Annotated in this window: 23 protein-coding genes; 12 read left to right on the plus strand and 11 right to left on the minus strand. The window is 40.7% G+C overall.

Annotated elements, in window-relative coordinates; translation table 11 throughout:
- Positions 1 to 28 precede the first annotated feature (28 nt).
- The 3 genes from HG263_RS05200 to HG263_RS05210 form a co-directional block, all read right to left on the minus strand.
- Positions 29 to 871, minus strand: a complete 843-nt coding sequence (locus tag HG263_RS05200; protein ID WP_171625016.1) for a DUF3626 domain-containing protein — start codon at positions 869 to 871, stop codon at positions 29 to 31.
- A 127-nt stretch (positions 872 to 998) separates the two neighbouring features.
- The gene (locus tag HG263_RS05205) at positions 999 to 1,175 is read right to left on the minus strand and encodes a hypothetical protein (protein WP_171625017.1); all 177 of its coding nucleotides are present in this window, start codon (positions 1,173 to 1,175) and stop codon (positions 999 to 1,001) included.
- 367 nt (positions 1,176 to 1,542) lie between these two features.
- Entirely contained in the window at positions 1,543 to 2,070 is a 528-nt protein-coding gene (locus tag HG263_RS05210; protein ID WP_171625018.1) for a cyclic nucleotide-binding domain-containing protein, read from the minus strand.
- A gap of 135 nt (positions 2,071 to 2,205) precedes the next feature.
- On the opposite strand from HG263_RS05210, the gene HG263_RS05215 reads away from it, so the two are divergent.
- Genes HG263_RS05215 through HG263_RS05225 form a run of 3 tightly spaced genes read left to right on the plus strand, consistent with a single transcriptional unit; the run spans position 2,206 to position 4,069 of the window.
- Positions 2,206 to 2,940, plus strand: a complete 735-nt coding sequence (locus HG263_RS05215; RefSeq protein WP_171625019.1) for an SDR family NAD(P)-dependent oxidoreductase — start codon at positions 2,206 to 2,208, stop codon at positions 2,938 to 2,940.
- A gap of 2 nt (positions 2,941 to 2,942) precedes the next feature.
- On the plus strand, positions 2,943 to 3,389 hold the full coding sequence (locus tag HG263_RS05220; RefSeq protein WP_171625020.1) for a DUF2141 domain-containing protein: 447 nt from the start codon (positions 2,943 to 2,945) through the stop codon (positions 3,387 to 3,389).
- Positions 3,390 to 3,427: 38 nt separating this feature from the next.
- A complete protein-coding gene (locus tag HG263_RS05225) occupies positions 3,428 to 4,069 on the plus strand; it encodes a TVP38/TMEM64 family protein (protein WP_171625021.1) in 642 nt (213 codons plus the stop codon).
- 48 nt (positions 4,070 to 4,117) lie between these two features.
- Here the strand turns inward: HG263_RS05225 and HG263_RS05230 are convergent, their stop codons facing one another.
- The 6 genes from HG263_RS05230 to HG263_RS05255 all read right to left on the minus strand — a co-directional run bounded on the left by HG263_RS05230 (position 4,118) and on the right by HG263_RS05255 (position 9,390).
- Positions 4,118 to 4,447, minus strand: coding sequence for a helix-turn-helix transcriptional regulator (locus HG263_RS05230; RefSeq protein ID WP_171625022.1), 330 nt, complete (start codon positions 4,445 to 4,447; stop codon positions 4,118 to 4,120).
- Between the two features lie 1,163 nt (positions 4,448 to 5,610).
- Positions 5,611 to 6,027, minus strand: coding sequence for a hypothetical protein (locus HG263_RS05235; protein ID WP_171625023.1), 417 nt, complete (start codon positions 6,025 to 6,027; stop codon positions 5,611 to 5,613).
- Positions 6,028 to 6,124: 97 nt separating this feature from the next.
- Positions 6,125 to 6,439, minus strand: a complete 315-nt coding sequence (locus HG263_RS05240; RefSeq protein WP_171625024.1) for an immunity protein CdiI family protein — start codon at positions 6,437 to 6,439, stop codon at positions 6,125 to 6,127.
- Positions 6,440 to 6,764: 325 nt separating this feature from the next.
- Positions 6,765 to 7,928, minus strand: coding sequence for an NO-inducible flavohemoprotein (gene hmpA, locus HG263_RS05245; RefSeq protein WP_171625025.1), 1,164 nt, complete (start codon positions 7,926 to 7,928; stop codon positions 6,765 to 6,767).
- A gap of 20 nt (positions 7,929 to 7,948) precedes the next feature.
- A complete protein-coding gene (locus HG263_RS05250; RefSeq protein WP_171625026.1) occupies positions 7,949 to 9,166 on the minus strand; it encodes an NnrS family protein in 1,218 nt (405 codons plus the stop codon).
- Positions 9,166 to 9,390: a hypothetical protein gene (locus HG263_RS05255; RefSeq protein WP_171625027.1), complete on the minus strand. Its 225-nt coding sequence runs from the start codon at positions 9,388 to 9,390 to the stop codon at positions 9,166 to 9,168. Before HG263_RS05255 ends, HG263_RS05250 begins: the two co-directional genes overlap by 1 nt.
- A 145-nt stretch (positions 9,391 to 9,535) precedes the next feature.
- Between HG263_RS05255 and norR the strand changes: the two genes are divergently transcribed.
- The 3 genes from norR (at position 9,536) to bfr (HG263_RS05270) (ending at position 12,545) form a co-directional block, all read left to right on the plus strand.
- Complete coding sequence (norR, locus tag HG263_RS05260) at positions 9,536 to 11,113, plus strand: nitric oxide reductase transcriptional regulator NorR (RefSeq protein WP_171625028.1); 1,578 nt, start codon at positions 9,536 to 9,538, stop codon at positions 11,111 to 11,113.
- 472 nt (positions 11,114 to 11,585) lie between these two features.
- Entirely contained in the window at positions 11,586 to 12,056 is a 471-nt protein-coding gene (gene bfr / locus HG263_RS05265) for a bacterioferritin (RefSeq protein ID WP_171625029.1), read from the plus strand.
- Between the two features lie 3 nt (positions 12,057 to 12,059).
- Positions 12,060 to 12,545 (plus strand): bacterioferritin, encoded by a 486-nt coding sequence (gene bfr / locus HG263_RS05270; RefSeq protein ID WP_171625030.1) that lies wholly within the window; start codon positions 12,060 to 12,062, stop codon positions 12,543 to 12,545.
- 65 nt (positions 12,546 to 12,610) lie between these two features.
- On the opposite strand, the gene bla is transcribed toward bfr (HG263_RS05270), so the two are convergent.
- Entirely contained in the window at positions 12,611 to 13,327 is a 717-nt protein-coding gene (gene bla, locus HG263_RS05275) for a subclass B1 metallo-beta-lactamase (RefSeq protein ID WP_171625031.1), read from the minus strand.
- Positions 13,328 to 13,640: 313 nt separating this feature from the next.
- On the opposite strand from bla, the gene HG263_RS05280 reads away from it, so the two are divergent.
- The 4 genes from HG263_RS05280 (at position 13,641) to HG263_RS05295 (ending at position 19,769) form a co-directional block, all read left to right on the plus strand.
- Positions 13,641 to 14,240, plus strand: a complete 600-nt coding sequence (locus HG263_RS05280) for a TetR/AcrR family transcriptional regulator (RefSeq protein WP_171625032.1) — start codon at positions 13,641 to 13,643, stop codon at positions 14,238 to 14,240.
- Positions 14,230 to 15,081, plus strand: coding sequence for an alpha/beta hydrolase (locus HG263_RS05285; protein ID WP_171625033.1), 852 nt, complete (start codon positions 14,230 to 14,232; stop codon positions 15,079 to 15,081). The genes HG263_RS05280 and HG263_RS05285 overlap by 11 nt, the downstream gene beginning before the upstream one ends.
- Before the next feature lie 189 nt (positions 15,082 to 15,270).
- Positions 15,271 to 16,458: an ABC transporter substrate-binding protein gene (locus tag HG263_RS05290; RefSeq protein ID WP_343043967.1), complete on the plus strand. Its 1,188-nt coding sequence runs from the start codon at positions 15,271 to 15,273 to the stop codon at positions 16,456 to 16,458.
- Complete coding sequence (locus HG263_RS05295; protein WP_171625035.1) at positions 16,455 to 19,769, plus strand: PAS domain-containing hybrid sensor histidine kinase/response regulator; 3,315 nt, start codon at positions 16,455 to 16,457, stop codon at positions 19,767 to 19,769. The genes HG263_RS05290 and HG263_RS05295 overlap by 4 nt, the downstream gene beginning before the upstream one ends.
- Before the next feature lie 246 nt (positions 19,770 to 20,015).
- Here the strand turns inward: HG263_RS05295 and HG263_RS05300 are convergent, their stop codons facing one another.
- On the minus strand, positions 20,016 to 20,621 hold the full coding sequence (locus tag HG263_RS05300; RefSeq protein ID WP_171625036.1) for a LexA family transcriptional regulator: 606 nt from the start codon (positions 20,619 to 20,621) through the stop codon (positions 20,016 to 20,018).
- Between the two features lie 172 nt (positions 20,622 to 20,793).
- Here HG263_RS05300 and HG263_RS05305 point away from each other — a divergent pair, with 172 nt between their 5' ends.
- Positions 20,794 to 21,015, plus strand: coding sequence for a hypothetical protein (locus tag HG263_RS05305; RefSeq protein WP_171625037.1), 222 nt, complete (start codon positions 20,794 to 20,796; stop codon positions 21,013 to 21,015).
- A gap of 2 nt (positions 21,016 to 21,017) precedes the next feature.
- Positions 21,018 to 23,114, plus strand: coding sequence for a Mu transposase C-terminal domain-containing protein (locus HG263_RS05310; protein ID WP_171625038.1), 2,097 nt, complete (start codon positions 21,018 to 21,020; stop codon positions 23,112 to 23,114).
- The last annotated feature ends 8 nt before the right edge of the window (positions 23,115 to 23,122 follow it).

The following is a 23,122-nucleotide window of genomic DNA, read 5'->3' on the forward strand; positions in this document are numbered from 1 at the left end:
TTTTGGTTATTCACGCTATAGTCTTTTGTTATGTTTGTGCTGACTTATAGCCAAACCTAGCCAAGTAATGCCATACTTTTTTCACATCTTGCTCATTGTAGCCTTGCTTTGTAACCGCTAAACCCAGTACCTTTGCATTTATGTGTCCGTTTTGAGCTAGCTCTTTAGCTAGGTCAATATACTTCTGGCCGCGATAGTCAGGATAGCGGCTCATTTCTTCTAGACTAAGCCGATAACCATTATGCCATTTGACTGGGACACCTAAGTTAAAAGCTTGTTGCTCAATACGGCTTGTGCGAAAAACTGGATCAAGAACAAGACATTCAATGTCGTCTTTTATTGAGATTTTGCCGTGTATATGTGCTTCGATATAGTCGTCTAACAAGTCTGAGTTTGAAGCTAATGCTTTATCTATTAAAGAGCTAATTCGATTGAAAACAGCAAAGTCTTCAGGTTCAAAATAGCTGTCTGGATAGCAAAATGTTGTTCGAGCACAAACGTGAGGTTTAAGTTGAAAGTACGCTGATCCAAACCGTGGAGATGCACCTGTTTCGTAGTTTCTGAAATTTAGAGCACCATATTTTGGTCGAAGGCAATTTGAAGCATCGTCGTATGCCCCATCAAACACCCTTTGTTCCCATAGCCAACGTTCACCGCCAGCATAAGCGGTCAAGCCGCCATTGCTTGTGCCCGTTTCAAATTGTGATTTCAGATAGCCGTCTGCTGCGATAGCTTGAAGTATTGGCTTATTCTCAGTAGTAAAGCGATCGGGATGGAAATTGATTGTAACAGCACTAACCATTGAAGAGTCAATGCCTTGAGACTTGAGTCTGATATTTTCGATTGCTTGTTCTACTGCATTTTTGATCATTAAATCTCCTGTTTCGACAAAGCGCCTGTAGAATTACTCGTTTTTAGTACATTTCCCATTATTGTATCAACCTTAGCTGATTTTTGTGGCTTTTTGAGGTAAAAAATGGGCTGCACCTCTTGGTGTATTATGTTTTTGCAGCGAAGTGATTAGTAAAAATCAGCCTGCGAGTATGGGTCCGTTTTGACTGCACTTGATATACACGCGACATCGTTAAGATAAAAGTGATGGCGAAAGCAAGGCTAAATGAGATAACAGTCGCTGAGATAACAGTCGCTGAGATAACAGTCGCTTTCTTATCCATACAAGAGACCTTGTGACTAATCACACTTGAAAGAGAAGGCTTAACTTCTTTTTGAAACTTTTCATTTATTGAAAGGTTATCTATTTGAATACCAAAAATAGTCGTCGTCAAAATTAGACAAAACGGGGCGTAATAATGTTATTTGACAAATTACAAACTACTGGCTGTAAAAACAGTGTGTTTTTACAGATTTTTGTTCTGCTTGCGCATGTTCAACGACGATACTGCATGTACTGCAGATATTCGATTGACTGCTTTATGAGCCCCAATTAAGCCTTAGGTTTTTAGACACGGTTTAGCGATTAATTCAGCAGTTCTACTTATGTTCAACAACTAGCAGCTATGTTTTACGCTGGGCACTTAGATACTATATTTGCAATCTTCGTTTTATTCTACTTAATGCAACAGGTGTGATGCCTATGTGTTTGGCTACGTCTATTTGAGTTAACTTCTCGTATAACTCTGGTTCTGCATTTCTAAACTTCAGAAGGCGATCTTCAGCAGAAAGCGTCAAAAAATCATATTCACGCTGTTCCTTTTTCATGGAAAGTTCTATCAGTATATTGACTAGTTGTTGTGACAAAGAGTGGAACTGACTTGAAGCTTCAATCAGCATATAAAGTGGCAAGCGAATAAGTTGTGTCTGTTCTAATGCTACAAGATTAAAGCTGCAAACCCCATTATCTTGGAGCACGCTTAAACTACCTATGATATTTTTTGGCTTAATAAATGACTTTATACTCTCTTTCCCATCTAAAGAAATGTAATATGCTTTAAGCAAACCAGCTACCACAAAATAAAGAGAGCTGTTTGAGTCACCTTGATAGAATGCATGCTCTCCTTTTTTAAGGTTGACCGAGCTACCGTATTGTTTTAAAAAATCATCTAAATACACTACTGGTCTCCATTAGGTGTTCTTACGAACATTATAATCTCTCAATTCAACCTTAATCTTAACTTGGGTTAATGCGTCAAACCTTTTTTAACATTAAATTTCTATTCAATGCTAGTTAAATCAATTGAGAGAGAAATGCAATTAGTTAAAAAAAACATCGTTATAACAGGGGGGACATCTGGTATTGGCTACCAAATGGTCAAATTATTACATTCCTCAAATCAAGTTATTGTCATCGCTAGGCAGTCCGATAGGTTAGACAAACTAAAGGATGAATTTCCTAGCATTGACGTATACCCATGTGATCTTTCAAATCCTAGATGCTATGAAGAAGCTGCTGACAAGCTTGTTAAAGATTACGAAAGCATTGATTTATTAATTAATAATGCTGCTGTACAAAGCTCTCCAACTTATCTGGACGACGATTTTAATTACGATGCCATTTCGCCGGAGATTAATGTGAACTTAACTGCCGTTTGTTCGCTTAGCTATTTACTCTTACCATCTCTACTAAACAACCAACAACAAGCCATCATTGCCAATATTAATTCAGGTTTAGCTCTTGCCCCTAAAACCAACTCGGCTGTCTATTGTGCAACCAAAGCAGCAATGAATGTGTTTTCTCAAAGTTTAAATTATCAATTGGAGGAAACCAATGTCAGAGTCATTCAAGCTTTTTTACCTCTTGTGGATACTCCCATGACAGCAGAAAGAGGCAAGGGGAAACTAACGGCAAAGAAAGCTGCAACTGATATCTTAGATGGAATTAGTAACGCCTCAACCATCAATAACATCGGGAAAGTTAAGCTCCTAAGGCTTTTACTTTTAGTCGCCCCTTTTATTGCAAAGAAAATCATGAAAGGACTTTAGCCATGAAAAATACCACATTTTTTCTTTTGTTCATTTTGGGAGCTGTATTAATGCTCATTTCTAATGCCGTTGGTGCAAAGGAGATATCGGTCAAAGTTGTCAATATTGATACCAGTAAACCGGGTTTTATTCTTGTTATGTTGTTTACAAAAAAGGGATTTCCAAAAGCTCACAATGAAGCATTAGTGGTGCAGCGTGAAAAAGCAGATGCAAGTGAATTGTCACTAAGCTTTTTCGTAGAAGAAGAGCAGTACGCGATTAAAGTGCTTCATGATGAAAACGGTGACGGTAAAACTTCGAAAAACTGGACTGGGATATATCCATCTGAAGGTCTTGGATTTACAAATGGAGCAAAACTTGGGTGGACTGGCCCTCCTAGTTTCAAGGATGCCTATTTAGAGCTTAAAGAAACTAAAGATGAAGTCATCATCCCAATTATTTACCCGTAATAACAAGGCTAAAAATTATGAAATCTTTGATATAAATTATGTTGTTTCTAGCTTTGTGCTTCGCTAGCACCTTCATCATATTGAAATCAACGGGGGTTGTAACTGTAGAAAAAATCGAGATATGGCTCGATTTGGCGAAATCTGCAGACCCTATATATGTTGCTTTGATTGTTTCCTTATTACTCTTTGCTGATTTGCTTATAGCAATCCCAACTTTAACAGTGATGCTACTGAGCGGTTATTTCTTGGGCCCATTGAACGGAGCTATCGCATCAATTACGGGGCTACTCGTTGCTGGGATCTGTGGATATGGAATTAGCAGGAGGTATGGCTATGTTCTTGTTAACTTTTTAATAAAAGACACGGAGGAACGCGAAAAAGCTATTGCTATGTTTAATAATCACGGGGCGGTAGTCATTTTGTTGTCTCGTGCTACACCTATTCTGCCTGAAATCTCTGCTTGTATGGCTGGGATGAGCAAGATGCCGTTTAATAACTTTATAGTGTTGTGGTTGATCAGTACGGTTCCTTATTCACTCATTGCATCCTATGCAGGGTCTATAAGCTCAATCGACAATCCTTCTCCAGCTATTTATACAGCAATAGGGTTGACCGGTTTATTTTGGGCTGCTTGGTTACTTTTTAGAAGAAGAATGAAGCTAGAAAGAATAAGGACATAAGAAAAATGTTTGTGACTGTCCTTTATAATGTTCTTCTTGTTATACACGCTACATCGTTAAGATAAAAGCGATGGCGAAAGCAAGGCTAAATGAGATAACAGTCGCTTTCTTGTCCATACTAGAGAGCTTGTGACTAATCACACTTGAAAGAGCAGGCTTAACCTCTTTTTGAGACTCTTCATTTATTGAAAGGTTGTTTATTTGAATGCTGAATGTAGCGCAAAGAGACTTTACGGATTCAGGTGAAGCAATGCCTGACTTTTCAATACGTTGAATTGTTCTCAAACTGAGACCACTTACCTCAGCCAGGTGGGACTGACTCCAAGCTTTAGACTCTCTAAGTTGTTTTAGTTTTACTTTATCTAATTTCATATCCATTACTACTTCCTCCGATAAAAGAGTTCACTTTATTATCAGGAAAAATCCTATTTTTTGATACGTCATTCATATGACAACTTAACGCCATTATAGTGTCATGAGTGTATAGCGAACGCATAGGGGGCTGATTAATAGTTCTCTAAAATGTGAAGCGAAGCGGAACCGAACCAAGATGATTTTGCCTACTTTAAACAGTTTGTTATGCATCTTCTGCCCAAGGTAATTCGAGGTACAATAAGAAGCAAAGTAGGGAAGGCGCTCATCTGTAAGTAAGCCATGCCTATAGGCGATAGATCAGCTCGTTAGTTGCACTTTAATCGCTTTTTTCTCTACTCTAACGACCTATTGCAATATTTTAAATTACAATCGTTACTTGGAAGTTAAGCTATTTGTCTGAACTCTCTGACCTTGGTGGGTCATCGCAAAGCGCACAATTAACTCGTCTACGCGATTGGTAAACTCTGATGATATTAAAAACAATGGTAGTTAAAAATGCCCACGTTAACGAAAATATTACCGAATCATAAATATCATGCCCTTTAATTAATTCAACGCCAATAAGTATGAACATTACGGCTAAAAAAACTTTGATTGATCTTACTATCCAAAACTTATGATTCATATAAATCCTTATAGGTATTTAACTTTTTGAGCTAACCCGTGCACTCAGACATAATAACTCACCATAAGGTATTAGCTCCATTTTCGTTGGTTAGTTAAAAGCCAGCAAAGCGTCACGAGAGCCATAATTAGTTTGCAATATAACTAAACAGCAGAGGCTAACATGAACAAACATAGCATACTTCCCTAGATTGCTAACATGTTAACAGGCAAAAAATTGTTGGCTAAAATAAGCGACGAAGGAGTGCAAGCCAAGCGTTTTGCGTCCCTGCCATAATTGGCTTGTTTATGCCAATTCAGAGCAGCTAATAGCCTCGCGAATTGTATTTATAAACGCAAAATGCACCAATAAAAGGTGAAATAGCCCAAGTTAAATAAATGCCTAAACCAAGCATTGGAGCTAAAAAAATACACAATCCACTCAGAAAAATTCCTGCACTTAAATTGGAATAAAAAAGTCCGAATGGACCTGCAACTATATTTAGCAGAGCTTGGATTAAATAACTCTTAGACTTTGTCACATCATCCATGGCATATAAAGCTTACGATAAGTGGAAAAATCTAGCGATTTGGCGAAGCCAGATAGTTTTTTCCGTTTTGATTGTTTTGTTAGGTGCTTTTTTGTTTCGACGCTGCATAAAAGATGGTGCTTGAATATTAGCTAGATGTTTGCGTGCATCTATATACTTATCGAATACTTCAAGATCAAAATCATGCGCTATTTTTCGTTCCTGCCAAAAAACTTTCCAGACTCCATCTTCATGAAGTAAATAAAGTCCATCATAGCCATCTCGTGATGTATTTACGAAAGAGCTTAGAGGTCTTTGTGACTCCCATTCAACATATTCTTCTAGAGATAAGTTAAATATAGAGGCAAGGTTACTTTCCCCGTATTTTTCACATAACTCTCGATAACTATATTTTTCTATGTATTCGTATTGTTCTGATTTACTCAGCACTATTGAGCACCTAACGCAAAGCTAAGGGGCAATTTGAGTTGGCTATACTGCGCGAAGCGCCAGCCAACGAACGAAGTGAGTGAACTTGAGCGCCTTGTTATATGCGAACATCTCGCCTCATTCCCTCGTAATAATAATAAACTTCTGTACTTTTAAGTTCAGATTTTAGCTTTTGTGCTAGCTCTAATCCTTTTTCAATAAAGTCAGTGTGAGCTGGTTCGTTAAGAAAGCCTGAATTTATTGGGTCTTCACTGTTTAAAGTTGCATCATAGATTGAAGCCCATTCAAGTAACGATGCAACCAACTCTTTTGAAATTGGAAGAGTGGCTGGATCAATTTCCCTAACATTGTCACTTCCATAGTGCCAAATTGGAAAGCATTGATAATCCGTCATCACCTTAATCGAACTCATCGCACATAACAGCTTATTCTCCCCCCAAAATGTCGGAATAAATACCGACAAAACGGGTTATATTACGTATCTCAATCTTCCCACGCAAAAAGTTCAATGTAAACAATTCTTAAGCAGCACTCAAAAACGTTGGCCGTCAAAATTGGACAAAACGGGCCGTAATAATGTTATCGGGCAAATTACAAACTGCTGGCTGTAAAAACAGTGTATTTTCACAGGGTTTTGTTCTGCTTGCGCATGCCCTGCGACTATGCGGCATGTACTGCCGTGTATTTGGATATGCGCTACCTAACTTGGATAGCGCATCGGGCTAAATACTTAAGCGTTACAAGGTTTCATGAGGGCCAAACACTTCGTATAAAATGCGTGCGGGTGCTACACCTAGCGAGAGTAATTGCTGCTTTATCGTTGCCATAAACGCTGTTGGACCACATAGATAAAACTCGCCATGCTCTAGCGGTAAAGCTAACTTGCTTTGTGATAGTTCGATGCGCCCTGATTGGTCGCCACTTTGGGTGTTTTCATACCAAATTTCTTTGCTTAGATTTTTATGTTGTTGCGCTTTTGACTCAATCACTTGCTTAAAACTATGTTCACTTTCATTGGCGCAGGCGTGAATAAACAACAGCTTGTTGTTTTTATGCGAGTTTAGTGCCTGTTCAAGCATGGCCATCATAGGAGTAATACCAACCCCCGCGCTGATAAATACCTTGTCAGTGGGTGTATTATGCAAAACAAAATCACCAGCAGGCGGGTAGAGTAGCACGGTGTCGCCAATTACTAGCTGATGTAAGTGAGTAGACACTAAACCTTGCTTTTTGACGCTAATTCGGTAGGTGTTTTTATTCGCAGATTGTGACAGTGAATACTGACGTATTTGTGTATAGTCACTGAGTGGAGGTTGTACGCTCAACGCGATAAATTGACCAGCCTGATAGCTTGCAATAGCGCAACCATTTTTAGGCGTAAGGTAAAAACTTTTAACGTTAACAGACTCTTGCACAATATCACTAATGATAAAAGCACGTTGATTACGCCAGCCTCCCACTTGTTGCTCACCCTGTTGATACAGTCCTTCTTCTTGGGTAATAAACAAATCAGCAAGTAATGCATAAGCTTCGCGCCAAGCTTGTGCTATCTCAGGTGTAAATTCGTTGGGTGCCAGCTTCTTAAGCGTCTCAATCAAATGATGGCCCACAATATTGTAATGCTCAGCTTGAATGTTCAAACTCACATGTTTGTGATTAATGCGGCTTATGGCCTCTTGCAGCACCGACGGGTTGTCAATATGTGTCGCATAAGCGGCAATGGCATTAAACAAAGCAAAGTGCTGTTTACCCGTTTGTTGATTGGTCATGTTAAAAATGTGTTTAAGCTCAGGGTTGTGAGTAAACAGTCGTTGATAAAAATGCGCGGTAACGGCACTGCCAGCACTACTCAATAATGGGATTGTGCTTTTAACTAAACTAATAGTGCGCTCAGATAACATATAAACTCCAAAGATAAAAATTAACCACGACGACCGTCAACGCGTTTTTGCGTTAACACGTTAAAGTAGTGATATACAAATAAACTAAAGCTCGCACACCAGAGCGCTGCGCTGTAAAGCCATGCTTGATGAGGGCTGATAAAATAAGGTAAAAACGTTCGACACAATGCGCCCAAGGTGATTGTTATAAAGGCAATATTGATGATTACAGGCACATGTAAAGGTCTACCAGTATGGCCTAAAGATACCCGCGCCATCATGGCCATGATGGTAAGGCCAATGCCACCTAGCGTTATTAAATGCAGCGCATCATTAAAATAGACATGTGTTGTAAATAAACTACTGGCTACAAGCGCTAAACCCAGTGCGCTCAGTGCATAGCCTAAATGCAAAGACCACAGCAGCGGAACGAAAATAACGCGCTTTTGAAACCACAAAATACTGCGTGCTAGATGCATCAATGCGGCCAGCGCGATTAGATATCCGGGGTTAAGTGGCAGCATAAAAACTTGACTTAACACAAAGCCGATAATGCCTAAAACACTCGTCCATAGCAGTAAACGGTCTAATTTGGGTGTGCGTACTTGTTCGTTGAGCGCCAGACCGCGAGCGGTAAAAAAGGGAATAACGCGACCACCTACGATACCTATGAGTAGCATAAACAACAGCACTGCAATGTGCGTAAAACTGCGTGCAAGCTCAAAGTTTTGTTGCAATAAAAGAATAAAAAACAAAGTATTAAATGTGCATAGCGCACATAGAATCGCTATAAAAACGTAGTTGTTTTTTGACCTTGCTCGCAGCAGCATGCTACTCAAGCAAATGATGGCTATCAGCCAAAACGCAGTTTGGACAGTCAGTGTCACAGCCAGTAGGGTGGGGTGCGCAAAAAATACATAACGTGCGGCCAGCCAAAAGGAGACTAACAGCGCAAGCTTAACGCCATTGATGCTGGGTACATTGGTCCAGTTTTGTGCTGCAGTGAGCAAAAAACCTACTGCAACGGCACCGGCAAAACCAAAAATCATTTCATGTGCATGCCAAAGGGTCGCGGGGATTGCGCTATCCCAAATCAGCGTACCGGATAGGATACCCGCCCAAAGTGCAATACTGACCACAGCCCAAGTAGCCGCGCCCAAAAACATGGGTCTAAATGCGAGCATGAAGATAGGCCACTGTCTAACGTCATACCATGGTGCTTGTGTAGGAATAGGTTCAGCGAGGTTTATGGTGCGCATCACTTTACCTCCATGCCAAGTTGATATTGGCAAACGCAGCGAATAACGTAGCTAAGCTTGAACAAGCCAGCCGTTACGATAGAACAAATATGAAACGCAACTTGCGAAGGTAAAGCAAAGTGCCCAGCCAGTGGATAACTGGCTACAATTGTGGCCGTAAAACTAAGTGCAAAAAAACCTAAAGCAACATTGGCAACTTTTAATAGCTCAGTGGGTGTGTGCATAGAATACCTCTATGAGTGATTATCATAAGAAGGGTATAGCAGCGTATATGCCAACTTTTATTTATATAAAAATCAGTGGTTTAATTATTTCTTATTGAGATTAGAGTCAATTTGACTTACTCTTTTGTTATTCAAAAATAAACATATGAGTCACTTTGACTTGAAGCCACAAATACTCTCTCAATTGCTTACCTTAAGTGTGACGTTAACTCGTGCCCAACCTTCGCATTTGTCTCATACTGTAAACGGGTTTTACAGTGCCTTAATTCAAGCTGTTAAGGCTTGTATCAACGCAGATGCAGTGGCTTTATTACTCAATCAAAATGGCACACTTACTCCTGTTGCACTTGAGGGGTTAACCAAAGATACATTTGGGCGTCGTTTTGAACTGGGCGCACATCCGCGTTTAGCTGCAATTAGCCATTCTAGTGGTGCACTGCGTTTTGATGAACATTGTAATTTACCCGATCCATATGACGGCTTGTTGCTTGCAAATGACGGCGATTTACCAGTGCATTCATGTATGGGGTTTGCATTATTTGATGAGCAAGATCTGATGGCGATAGTTACGCTCGACAGCTTAACGCCCGGCAGTTTTACAAAATATAGCGAGTCGTTCTTGCAGCATGTAAACGATATTGTGGCCGAGCAGCTAAAATGTGCGTTATACAATGAGCAGCTGTTGCGCAAGGCCCAGCATGGTCATGCTTTGGTTTCGGAGCTAAGCCAATCAACTCACGATATGGTGGGCCAAAGTACGCCTATGCAATCACTTAAGAGCGATATCCAGCTGGTGGCAAGTTCAGATTTTAGTGTGCTTATTCAAGGTGAAACAGGCACTGGCAAGGAGCTGGTTGCGCGTAATATACATAAATATTCACGCAGGGCCGACCAAGCATTTGTGCAAGTAAACTGTGCATCGTTGCCAGAGAACTTAGCCGAGAGCGAATTTTTTGGTCATCGCAAAGGTGCATTTACGGGCGCAGATAAAAATCGTGAAGGTAAATTCATATTGGCTGATGGCGGAACTATTTTTTTAGATGAAATTGGCGAACTGCCACTTAGCATTCAGAGTAAGTTACTGCGCGTACTCCAAAATGGCGAGATCCAACCTGTAGGAGCCGATCAAACAGCACGAGTAAACGTGCGAGTGATTGCCGCAACCAACCGCAATTTAGAACAAGAAATTGAGCAAGGCCGCTTTAGAGCGGATCTCTACCATCGTTTAAGTGTTTATCCAATCACTGTACCACCACTTAAGGCTAGGCGTGACGACATCTTATTGTTAGCTGGCTTTTTTATTGAGCAAGTAAGAAAGAAACTAGCACTCAAGCAGCTGACGCTCAATTCTAAGCTTGAAAATATACTATTAGAGTACGAGTGGCCGGGAAATATTAGAGAGCTTGAGCATGTGATCAGTCGCAGTGCACTAAGAGCTAAGCAAGCACAATGGCCTGCAGATATCATTAGTATTGAGCCCAAATACTGTGAATTACAACAAGGCAAGTTAGAGCAAAATATGACGCAATCAGCCAAAGTTGCTCACTCAAACGGCAAACCACTAAAGCAAGCAGTGGATGAGTTTCAGCGTATTGAAATTATAGCAGCGCTTGAAGAAAACCATTTAAATTGGTCTGCGGCTGCGCGTCAATTACATTTAGACCGCGCAAACTTAGTGCGTCTAGCGAAACGTTTAAATATTCAAGTTAAAAAGCATTTGTAAAAAGCGAGCACCTATCGCTGATATTTGGGGGTAATAAAGTAACGCCGTAAAATAATATAATTTGCTCAAGAAATTCTGACCTTCGCCTCGAAGACGACATGTTAATGCTTGGGAAGCGCTGCCTTGCTAATGGGTCTTGTTGTTTTGAACCACGGACATTATTCTTTGAACTTACTAGTTCGTTCTAAATCCATAGCGTTATTCTAACTCTATTGTGTCATTCTGAACTTGTTTCAGAATCTCATCACCTCCAACGAGTGGCAAAAACCTGACTCAGTGACTAGCCTTAAATCACTACGATAAACGCAGTGCAATCACAACTGCGATTGACAATGTGAATCACTCTCAATAATGTTATAAGTCGTTTATTTTAAAAGAATATATTAAATATTTATTTAGTGCCAATCAGTCTTGCGAGCTCGGTGTTTTGAACTAGGGTTAAAGAGCGTGTGTTTGTTTTTTAGGGGGCCCCATGCAGGGTAACAAGCAAGTACTGAATGTACTAAATAGGATACTGACTTTAGAGCTAACTTCGATAAACCAATTCTTTTTACATGCCCGTATGTACAAAAATTGGGGGTTGCAAGAGCTCAACGAAAAAGCTTATAAAAAGTCGATTAAAGACATGAAACAAGCCGACGACCTGATAGAGCGGATCTTGTTTTTAGAGGGATTGCCTAATTTGCAGCACCTAGAAAAGCTGCAAATTGGTGAGCATACTGCAGAAATGCTTGGTTGTGATCTAGCGTTTGAAATGGAGCAAATTCCTGAGCTTAAGTCAGCAATTGCGCTTTGTGAGCAAGAGCATGACTTTGTTAGCCGTGAACTACTCGAAGATATTTTGGAATACGAAGAAGAGTATGTTGATTGGATTGAAGCGCAACAGTTTTTAATTAAACACACCGGCATTGAAAATTATCTGCAATCGCAGATTGAGGAGTAACTCATGCAAGGCAATCAAAAAATTATCGACTTACTCAATAAGCAGTTAACACTCGAGTTAACGTCAATGGACCAGTATTTAGCACACTCAAAAATGTATGAAGACTGGGGCATTGGCAAGCTTGGTCATAAATTAGCTCACGAATATGACGAAGAGCTCGATCACGCTAAACATATCATTGAGCGAATCCTGTTCTTAGAAGGTAAGCCGGATACTGCGTCTCGTGCACCCATTCATGTAGGTGATAACGTTCAACAAATGCTTGAAAATGATCTTGCGGCAGAGATGACAGTAGCTGCAAGTTTGAAAAAAATCATTGCTGAGTGTGAAAAAGAGCATGACTATGTGACGCGTGAGATGCTTGAAAAACTATTAGACGATACAGAGATGGACCACATTTATTGGTTAGAGCAGCACCTAGGGCTAATTAAGCTTATTGGATTGCCAAACTACATTCAAAGCCAAATGGGCGACGACTCTGTAGGTTAAAGTAAGTGTACCTTTGTATGGTGTGTACCATACAACCAAAAGCAGCCTAGTTTAGGCTGCTTTTTTTAATGTGCTTTGTTCAGAGCAAGCTGCTGGGTATGTTTGAGCAAGCTTGTATCCCCAGCTTTTCCATGTCCTGGTACAACCAATTTAATATTCGGATAGTGCGCCTTTAAATTTGCGATGGATTTGGGCCATTGGTTAACATCTGCATCAGCTAGGTTGCCCAAGTTCGTGCTTTCAAGGCTTTTGACAAAACAACCAGCAAACAGGATTTGCTGGTCAATGAGCCAAACAACGACATTATCTTTGCTGTGGCCTGCGCCGGGATAAAAAACCTCAATCTGATCATTGGCGAGCTTATAGCTTGGTTTATCAATAGAGTGACTTGCTAGCGTTCGCTTGTGTTTCTCAAGTAACAGATTGGTTGCTTTGTTTGCGTAAGTAGTAATGCCTATTTTGTTCAAATACTCAATACCACTACTGGCATCTTCATGGTAATGGCTGATAATCGCGGCCTTTAGCGTTAGGTTATGCGCTTTAACCCACTTAACTAGCCGTTTAGTGTGTTCCTCAGTCCATGGCGTATCAATAATATACGCATCACTTTTATCAACAATCACTAAACCATTGGCAGCTACCATCCCCCAAGGTTTTATTTCTTGATAAGAAACATGCTGATAAACATTTTCAGAGAGTTTAAATATAGAAATTTCATGTGCAATGTCTTTGGCTGTAGCCAAAGCAGGAAAAAGCAGCGCGAGAAACACTATTACGTACATGTATAAACCTTATTGACCTTAGTTTTGTATAAGTAAAATTGGAGCATAAAAGTGTCTTGATATTGAACATATTACCTTCATTGGAGGGAGGGTAATGCAAGTTCCCAAAGCTTTTACTGGCTCAAAATCTTATCCATACCTATATGATTAAAACGTCAATTTAATCATATAGGTATGAACACCATATGTATCAACTAATCGTATGACTCAGGATTTTTAGTAATACAGAGCACATCAGGTATAGCAAACATAGATTGCAATGCGAGAAAACCACTGTATTATAAACCGAACGTTCGTTCTATTTTGTGTATTTATGAATAAAGGTGAGCAAACAAAGCAGCAAGTGCTAGCGGCAGCATTGCAAATTGCAACGAGTAAAAGCTTTAACGAGTTAACGATTGGTCGCCTAGCGACAGCGACGGGTATGTCAAAGTCAGGGCTCTTTGCGCACTTTAACTCCAAAGAAAATTTACAATTAGCGGTGTTGGACTATGCCGAGCAAATTTTTATTGAAACAGTTGTTATTCCGACCAAGGCGGAGCCTTCTCCTTTGGCTAAATTAATGAAAATTTGCGAGCTTTGGCAGGGATGGTACCAAGAGCAAGCATATGCATGTATTTTTATCAGTGCTGCAGTAGAGTTTGACGACCAACCAGGTGCTGTACGAGATCTTGTCAAATCACAGCTTTTGGAGCTGTTACATTACCTCAATGAGCTGGTTGTTGAAGCGATAGCAAAGCAAGAGCTGGATGCTCAAACTAACCCAAAACAGTTTACCTACGAATTATATTCCCTTTATCTGGGGTCTCAGCATATGACCTGGGTTGGTTTTGAAGACAATACCCATTCGCGATTTCATTTGGCTCTTAAACAATTGATTGAGCGCCACAAAGGAGAGAAGAATGAGCAGTAAAATATATTTTTCAAAAAAGTCAGGGCGCAAACCTTTAAGCTACTACACCATTAAATTAGTAACAGGTTCGATAGCTCGTATTGCCCCAAGTATAGGTAAAAAATTGGTAAAAACGTTATTGCTGACACCGGTCCGTCATCAGTCTAAAGTTGCAAAACCATCAGCAATGCTAGCGCACAAACTGGATTTTTTGGACGCTCATATCGATGTTTATGAACTTGGTAGTGGGCCGGTTGTGTTGTTTACTCACGGCTGGTCAGGAAGTGCTAGCCAATTTTACCCATTAATGGAAAAAGTGGCTTCTTTAGGATTTAAAGCGGTGGCCTTTGACCATTATGCGCATGGTAACAGTGCTGGGAAGCAGGCAAATCTACCGCTATTTGTTAAGGGTGTTGAAGCTGTTCAAAACTATATTGGTGCACCTGTCGTAGCTGCGATTAGTCACTCGATGGGGTGTATTGCAGCTCTTAATAAGGTAACCACAAAGGCGCATATATTAATTGCTCCACCCTTTGATTTTTATACCAGTTTTGAAAAACGTATTCTTTCAACTGGAATATCCAAAAGCTTGTTTGAAGAGTTGATTAAATCAGTAGAAAGCGAACATGGTATGCCTTTTAAAAGCCTCTTGCCAGAGCGCCACCTTTCGAAGCATAAAAACATATTTATGGTACATGACTTGGAGGATAAATTTGCTTTTCATCACCTTAGCGAAAAAGTAGTTAAGCAATTCCCGCACTTGAAACTGGTGAGTACTCAAGGTCTTGGTCACAGCCGTGTGATTAATGATGAACTCACTTGGCAATCTATTAAAACACAGTTAACGGTGTTGGTAGCGTAATAACCGATAAGCATCGATGTGGGTGTAAATGTTGCATCCACTGGTGATTTATTAGGTTATACAATGCACATACAAAACCATGTATCTACTACAAATTATAAAAATATGCGCTACTTTTAAAGTTACTGCTAACTGAACTTTGCGCATATGAGACTTCGATACTGGCTTCTATTGTTATTTTTTATTTGTATGTACGCCAATGCAGATGACAGTACTCGGATTTTAAAAATATATCACGACTCTGATTACTCTAATCACAAGGCGTCTGCAATAGCTATGAAAATGGGCTTCATGGCAGCGTTGGCAGACGTTAATTTTACAGTGCAAGGATATCAGTTGGAGTTAGTTGAAAAAGACCACAGAGGTAACAGCAATCGTAGTTTGTTAAATATGAGACAGTTTTTAGAAGACCCAGATGCGATTGCCGTACTTGGGGGGCTTCACTCTCCACCCTATATTAAGTATCGTAATTTTATTAACGAAAATGGCATTATACTGCTTATTCCTTGGGCCGCTGGTGGATCAATTACTCGATATCCTGATGGCGAAAATTGGGTCTACCGTTTATCGATTGATGATACCAAAGCAGGGTTTAAGTTAGTCGAACATGCGCGCCAAGATTTGCATTGTGAATCTATGCACGCACTTTTAGAAAACACCCCTTGGGGTAAATCTAATCATAAAACGCTATCAGCAGCCGCTGCTGACAATCAGATGAAAGTGACTTGGTTTAATTGGAATGCTCAATTAAGTAGTGCGCGTATTATCATCCGAGATATTATTAATAGCGATGCCGATTGTGTCATATTTGTAGGCAATGCATTGGAAGGGAGCCATTTTGTCAATGCAATGGCAAGCTTTCCTAAGTCCTCTCGTATACCCATTGTAAGCCACTGGGGGATCACCGGCGGTGATTTTCTCACATCAACAAAAGATGCACTACAGCAAGGGGTAAGGGTGCACTTTATTCAAAGCTGCTTTTCGCTAAGAGACTATAAACAACACCCCCAAGCTCGAAAAGCGGTTGAGTCTGCGAAAGCGATTTATCCAACGCTAGCTGAGGGGATTGAGGTTTTACCAGCACCGACAGGGTTCGTTCACAGTTATGATCTTGGCAAGCTGTTTGTTGAAGCGATTTCAAATATCACGTTATCAGCCGATGTTAAGCAAAATCGCGCAGCATTACGCCGTGCGTTGGAAAACATTAAAACACCAGTAGTAGGGCTCATAAAAACCTATCAGGTGCCATTTTCGTCTTGGTCCCAAGAGCATGATGATGCGCATGAGGCTTTAGGCTTAGAGGACTTTTGTATGGCACAGTATGCGGATGATGGTGGCGTTACCTTACTCTCAGAGCCAAAAGCAGGAGCAAAATGACAAATCCGTTATTTGGAAAGTGGCAGAGGCTTAGGTCAAATAAGCTGTTTTATACATTTCTCATTATGAGTTTACTGCTCTCTATGCTCGTTAGCATTTTTTTAGTAGGCCAGCAGGCAAGTCGTTCTGTTACCGAGTTACAAATAAACACCAGCTATGTTGAAGCAAAACTGACAAAAAACTATTTGCAGCAGTTTATTGAAACACGACAGCAATTGCTGCTTGATCTCGCTAATCAACCTTTGGTAGTTCAAGGCGTTATGGGAAATGGTACATCAAGGGCGTCTTTGTCAGATTTTCTTAATGGACAAACCCTGTTAGGAAAAAAAGAGCCGATTAGAATCGTTAATGTGCTCAGTGACAGTGTGTATACCAGTAATTTTAATGATTACTTTGTAGATAACCAAGCACAGTGGTTACAAAAGGTGTTAAGTGCGGAATATAGTAAAGCGATAGTGTTGGTAAAAAACACGGATTCACAACTCCTTAAAATAGCAGTGCCTATTCGTTATAACGGCTTTACGGAAGGCGTTTTGATAGCAGGGTTCGAGATAAACTTAAATGACGTTCTACTGTCGACAAAACAAGATTATTCTACAGCCATTTCATTACGTGGTGAGTGGGTGGATTTTAGTAATCTTGACCCTCAAAGTAGTTACATCAGCATTAATAAAGAAGTGATTGGAGAAACAGGGATCAGCTACGAATACTTCGTTAAAACGAGTTGGCTTGAAAACGAAGTTATGCTGTTTCAGCAACGTATTGGATGGGCAATTATAGTGAGTTTAAGCCTTTCGTTTGGGCTGCTATTTATGTTTGGTTATCATTTGTTACTCAACCCTTTTAGACGCCTTGAAAAATCTGAGTACCAAGCTAAAGCCAATGAAGCGAGATACAAATTGGCTGTAACAGGTAGTCACGACGGACTATGGGACTGGGATTTAGAAAATCATGAAATTTATTTTGCACCGCGTTTTAGAGAACTTTTAGGATTTGATAGAGATGATGTAGATAGTTTTGCGAACAAGATATCTGTACTTGAAGAGCGAATTCACAAGCAAGATTTACCCCGTTTAAAAGAAGAATTAAAGAATCACTTTAAATACAACAAGCCATTTGATATTGAGCTAAGGATACAAACATTTTCTAGAGAGTTTCGATTTTTTCGAGTCAAAGGGGTGGCGCTAAAAGATAACAGCGGTAGAGCACTGCGGATGGCGGGATCGTTGACCGACATCACAGAACAGCGCTTGTTTCAGGGAGCCTTACAAGAAGCAAAAGCGCACAATGACATGCTCGCCGAGGCGATAGAGTCATGCACAGTAGGTATTGTTATCGCCGATGCAACCCAGCCAGATCTGCCACTTGTATTTGTTAACCGAGCATTTTGCGATATTACAGGATACGACAAGCGAGTTATTGGTACCAATTGTCGATTTTTGCAAGGTGAAGAGACAGCCCAAGATGTTGTGAGACAAATGCGAGAGGCAATTAACAACCGACAAAAACTGTCGGTTAAGTTGCTTAATTACAAAAAGAATGGCGACAAATTTTGGAATAGCCTTCAGTTATCTCCGTTATTTGATAACTCAGGTAGCCTTAAGGCTTACGTAGGGATCCAGCAAGATATTACTGATAGGGTTGCATTTGAGGAGGCGCTTGAAGAGGCTAAATTTTCAGCAGAACAAGCTAGTCAGGCAAAAAGTGAGTTTTTAGCTTCAATGAGCCACGAAATTCGCACTCCTATGAATGGCGTTCTCGGCATGCTCAATTTGTTATTGAACGGTGAGCTGGATAAAGAGCAACATCATCGAGCGCGAGTTGCGCTAAATAGTGCGACGTCATTACTTGGTTTAATCAATGATATTTTAGACTTTTCAAAAGTCGATGCAGGAAAACTAGAGCTAGAAGAATTAGAGTATGACCTCAGAGGTATGCTGGGGGAGTTTGCAGAGTCTGCTGCCATGCAAGCACAGCAAAAGGATCTTGAACTCATATTGGATATGACTGGTGTTGAGGAGTCTGTTGTTCGAGGTGATCCCGGGCGGTTAAGGCAAATTCTTACCAATTTAGTGGGTAACGCAATTAAGTTTACGCAGTGTGGTGAGGTTGTTATCACGGCTAGTTTGCACAAACTCGACGACGAGCAGTTGCGTTTTTGCTGCGAAGTTAAAGACACCGGGATCGGTATTTCCAAAACAGAGCAACAAAAGCTGTTTCAGTCTTTCTCTCAAGTAGATGCGTCAACAACCAGAAAATATGGCGGAACTGGATTAGGCCTAGCCATCGTTAAAAAACTATGCGAACTGATGGGCGGGCGAGTGCGGGTAACCAGTGAGGCAGGTAAAGGGAGTTGTTTTTATTTTGAGGTATTAATGAAGACAAGTGCTGTATCGGAGCAGGTTATACCTGATGTAAACATGTCGCAGCTGCATATTTTAGTGGTTGATGATAACGACACGAACCGAGAGGTTTTGACGGCACAGCTTCAGCATTGGGGCGCGCATACCTATGAAGCTGAGTCAGGTGAACAAGCATTACAAAGATGTGAGGAGCGTGTCAAAAAAACAGGGCATTGTTTTGATATTGCGTTTTTAGATATGCAAATGCCTAACATGGACGGCGCGCAATTAGGTGAAATACTCAGAGGCAACCCCAGTTTTAACGATATGAAACTGGTAATGATGACGTCGATGAGTACTCAAGGAGATGAAAATTACTTTGCACAGCTGGGTTTTGCAGCATATTTTCCAAAACCGGCAACAACGTCAGACTTATTTGCTGCGCTATCCATTGTTGCAGATAATGGCAAAGCTTTAGCACATGCAAAACCTTTGGTGACATCTAGTTATATTAAGGCACTGCAAAAAAATACAACGATTGAACCTGAACAAATTGAGTGGGATGAGTCGATCCGTATCTTGCTCGCTGAAGATAATCAAGTGAACCAAATAGTAGCAATTAGCATGCTGCAAAAGCTGGGGCTTAAAATGGTGGATGTTGCAGCAGATGGGCAAGAAGTGTTGAGCATGCTTGAGCAGCGTCAAAACACCGATAAATACACCTTATTGATAATGGATTGTCAGATGCCAGAATTAGACGGTTATCAAGCCACTCGGGCAATTAGAAAGGCACAAGCAGGGCAGTGCTATGCACACGTCAATATTATTGCAATGACTGCCAATGCGATGGTTGGAGATAAAAACAAGTGTTTGGAAGCAGGCATGGACGACTATATTGCCAAACCAATTGCTCAGGATATATTGCTTGAAAAACTGATGCAGTGGTTGCCCTGGAGTAGATCTTTATAAATCTAGAGTAGCGGATGAAATGAAAATCCTAAGAAGTTTTCGGCTTTTAAACCTTAAAAATTGTAACTAATTGAAAAATAATGATATCAGAATTTTTTGATGAATTTGCTATTCAAAATTGGCACAAAGTTTGTCTAATGTGCCATTTATTAGAAGTTTAGAGTGATTGAGCGGTATTAATGTACTGTATGATCCTTAATTCGGATCTGATCATGTGCTGAATTCGGATCTATTACGGATCTACTTTTAATTGATTTTTCCTAGTTTGCGTACAGCTCTTCCTAGTAATTCAAACTTATCATCATAACTAATTTCAAACTGTTCATATGCGCTATTCTCGTTACTCGCCTTAATGCTTTTTGGTAAGAACTGTAATCTACACACTGAAATACGGCTGTTAATCTTCATAACGTAAATGCCATCACCTGCGTTCTCTGTATTAGTCGTTAAAAGCAGAGTATCACCATTTGAGATCAACGGCTCCATTGAGTCGCTTTGCACAACGTAATATGCAGAGTTCTGCGCGTCCATTTTGAGAACTGATTTGAGAAATTCATTGCTAACAGTGACAGACTCATTCGAGTCAACTGCTTTCAAGCTGACATTGCAATCTTCACTCTTTACGTCTTTAACTTGCTCGCCTTGGCCATCTAAAATCCAAGTTAAGGATACGTTTCTATCTTTAGCGAGTTTGTATAGCTGAGTATAAGGAACCGAATTCCTATCCATCCAACCGTTTAGCGTTTGTGGATATGTATCCAACGCCTTAGCAACTTCAGTGTTTTTTGTAACACCTAATAGCTCCTTTAGCCTCGGTATAATGTCGTTTTTCAGATTCAATTCAGTGCTCATAACTCGTATCCTTTTTACTCGTTATTAGATTCTAATATAAAAGATACATATAAAAAATAAATATTTCTAGTACAAAAAATAAATATATTTAGTATTTATAGTTGACATCCATATGCAAACCTAATACAAATATAAACATATTAGGTATTTCGTTGCATTAAGGATAAACAAAATGATTATTCTGGAAATTTGTCCACCTTCTAAGAAGCTGTACAACACCGTAAGAGCTGCATACGCCTTCAAAGGCGACTCACTAAACAAAGCATGTGAGAAAATTGGTGTAGCACCTCAAAACGCGAGACAGGCGCTTCATGGCGCTTGGGCTGGAGAAAAAGCAAAGCAATGTGTTGACCAAATTCTTGAAGACTGTGGATTGAATAGTCAGGGAGTTTAGTTATGCAGCAAGTAAGTTCAAAAAACTGGATTAACTCTGCAGACCTAGCTCAGCTAATGAGTGTCGGCGAGCGCCGAGCAAGAACGATTCTGTCTGCTGGCGAAATATCCAAACAAATCATTAAAACTAAAGAAGTTACTGGTGTACGAGGTCATGGTGGTAAAGGTTTGCTCGTCGATGTAAACAGCCTACCGCCTGAACTTCGCGAAAAATACTATTTATCTCAAGTTGGCAGTACATCTACGGAGTTATCTCCCCTTGTTGCTGATGCTATCGAACACGGGGACGTAGCAACACACAATACCGAGTCGCGTATGCGTACTGCACTTTGGCGATTTGAACTTATTCGTCAGGCTTTAGATTTTGATCGCCATAGTGCTGAACGTGGCGCAGAGGTTCAACGGGTTGCGGGTAAAACCTACATAATGCCTAACGGCAAATCTAAAAAAGTTACTTTAGATATGCTCTACCGTTGGATCAGCGCTTATGAAAACGGTTCGGGCAATGTACGCGACCTAATGCCCAAGGTTCGTGAAGATACGGGCCGTAAGAAGAACTTTATACGTGACGTTGACGGCTTAGTAAAACAAGGTGTCTTGTCACAACGCGCACATAAAAAAATCGAAGAAGTGATAGAGCGCTACGTGAAGTCGCTATGGGCTAATAATGCCAAAGGCTGGCGCACAATCACTGAATACGCAACAGGCCGACTACACGACCTTTTAATAGAAGCTGGTGTAACGCAAGAACAAATTAAAGCCACAAAAAGCGGATGTGCTGTTACCCGCGCTTATGTTGAACGATTTAGATGTGAATATAAATTAGTAGCGATACATGATAGCGACGCGAAATTGTTCTTTGACCGCTATATCCCGCGTATTACACGCCACACAGATGGCCTACGTCCCATGGACCTAATTGTGGGTGACGTTCACCCAATAGACATTAAATGTCGTCGCCCTGATGGTTCGGTTGTGTACCCTCGAGCAATTGCATGGCACGACGTAGGCACTGGCCGCATGTGGTTTACATTGATCATGCTGGAAAAAGGCGAAGGTGTTAGACGTGAACACGTTGCCATGTCTTTTGCTTCGATGTCTCAAGAATGGGGCTTACCAGTTCGTTTGTACCTTGATAATGGTAACGAATATAAATGGGCTGAAATGATGCAAGGCTTTCTTGAGATTGCAGAGCTTAGCAGCAAAATGAGTGTCACGCTTATGGATGCTGAGCGCGAATTAGGCAGAATCCTACGCAGTCGTCCTTATAATGCACCAGCTAAAGCAATTGAAGGTTTGTTCTCAGTCATTGAACAGTATTTCGGTGACATTACTGGTTATGTGGGCGGTAATCGTCAGGACCAGAAAAAGCAAAATGTGGGCAAAGAGCCTGTCGCATTCCCCGGCACGATGGACGATTTTCATGCTCAGTGTGACATTGCATTAGAGCGCTACCATAAACGTGCCCAAAGTGCCCTAGGAGACCGCTCACCTAATCAAAAATATGCTGACTTTGTCAGTAAGGGCTGGGGCAAAGTTGCTGTTACTCAAGAAACCTTGCTGTTTGCATTTGCTGAAACATACGAACCAAAAGCAGATCGCGGTGTAATACCAATCAACGGGCATCATTATTATCACGACGACTTGTTGCCTTATTCAGGTCGCAAAGTTACTGCACGCTGGGCCCGTCACGACCCTTCAAAAGTGTTGGTTTATGCAGATGGCCGCAACCTTACATGTATCGCACCATACGAGCCAGAATATGGTGTTCTTGAGAGTAAAGGCGCTAGGGAGCAAGCCCGTCGAGCTCAGACCTTAAAGCGGATCATTACTGCACGCCGTAAACACTGTGACCGATTAGATCTCGTCGAGGAAATGGCTGATTGGAACAAACGTATTCCAGATGCGCCAGAAGCGCCAACAATTCAAACGGTGACCGTTGCACCAAGCAGTCAACTAGGCCAAGCATTGGAAGCTATGAAGCAACAAGATCAACAAGTCAAAAAGCCTAAGAAACGTGTTTATGACCAGTTCCTAACTGACCCTAATAATGTGCTACTCGATGACATTGAGTGGGACGATGACGATTTACCTAATTAAGGAAAGAC

It is taken from the genome of Pseudoalteromonas caenipelagi (genome assembly GCF_013140855.1).
Lineage (GTDB): Bacteria > Pseudomonadota > Gammaproteobacteria > Enterobacterales > Alteromonadaceae > Pseudoalteromonas > Pseudoalteromonas caenipelagi.

Coding starts and splice junctions, on each gene's coding strand:
- HG263_RS05200 (WP_171625016.1), bottom strand. CDS start 871: ATGATCAAAAATGCAGTAGAACAAGCAATCGAAAATATCAGACTCAAG.
- HG263_RS05205 (WP_171625017.1), bottom strand. CDS start 1,175: ATGGATAAGAAAGCGACTGTTATCTCAGCGACTGTTATCTCAGCGACT.
- HG263_RS05215 (WP_171625019.1), top strand. CDS start 2,206: ATGCAATTAGTTAAAAAAAACATCGTTATAACAGGGGGGACATCTGGT.
- HG263_RS05220 (WP_171625020.1), top strand. CDS start 2,943: ATGAAAAATACCACATTTTTTCTTTTGTTCATTTTGGGAGCTGTATTA.
- HG263_RS05225 (WP_171625021.1), top strand. CDS start 3,428: ATGTTGTTTCTAGCTTTGTGCTTCGCTAGCACCTTCATCATATTGAAA.
- HG263_RS05230 (WP_171625022.1), bottom strand. CDS start 4,447: ATGGATATGAAATTAGATAAAGTAAAACTAAAACAACTTAGAGAGTCT.
- HG263_RS05240 (WP_171625024.1), bottom strand. CDS start 6,439: ATGAGTTCGATTAAGGTGATGACGGATTATCAATGCTTTCCAATTTGG.
- hmpA (WP_171625025.1), bottom strand. CDS start 7,928: ATGTTATCTGAGCGCACTATTAGTTTAGTTAAAAGCACAATCCCATTA.
- HG263_RS05250 (WP_171625026.1), bottom strand. CDS start 9,166: ATGCGCACCATAAACCTCGCTGAACCTATTCCTACACAAGCACCATGG.
- HG263_RS05255 (WP_171625027.1), bottom strand. CDS start 9,390: ATGCACACACCCACTGAGCTATTAAAAGTTGCCAATGTTGCTTTAGGT.
- norR (WP_171625028.1), top strand. CDS start 9,536: ATGAGTCACTTTGACTTGAAGCCACAAATACTCTCTCAATTGCTTACC.
- bfr (WP_171625029.1), top strand. CDS start 11,586: ATGCAGGGTAACAAGCAAGTACTGAATGTACTAAATAGGATACTGACT.
- bfr (WP_171625030.1), top strand. CDS start 12,060: ATGCAAGGCAATCAAAAAATTATCGACTTACTCAATAAGCAGTTAACA.
- bla (WP_171625031.1), bottom strand. CDS start 13,327: ATGTACGTAATAGTGTTTCTCGCGCTGCTTTTTCCTGCTTTGGCTACA.
- HG263_RS05280 (WP_171625032.1), top strand. CDS start 13,641: ATGAATAAAGGTGAGCAAACAAAGCAGCAAGTGCTAGCGGCAGCATTG.
- HG263_RS05285 (WP_171625033.1), top strand. CDS start 14,230: ATGAGCAGTAAAATATATTTTTCAAAAAAGTCAGGGCGCAAACCTTTA.
- HG263_RS05290 (WP_343043967.1), top strand. CDS start 15,271: ATGTACGCCAATGCAGATGACAGTACTCGGATTTTAAAAATATATCAC.
- HG263_RS05295 (WP_171625035.1), top strand. CDS start 16,455: ATGACAAATCCGTTATTTGGAAAGTGGCAGAGGCTTAGGTCAAATAAG.
- HG263_RS05300 (WP_171625036.1), bottom strand. CDS start 20,621: ATGAGCACTGAATTGAATCTGAAAAACGACATTATACCGAGGCTAAAG.
- HG263_RS05305 (WP_171625037.1), top strand. CDS start 20,794: ATGATTATTCTGGAAATTTGTCCACCTTCTAAGAAGCTGTACAACACC.
- HG263_RS05310 (WP_171625038.1), top strand. CDS start 21,018: ATGCAGCAAGTAAGTTCAAAAAACTGGATTAACTCTGCAGACCTAGCT.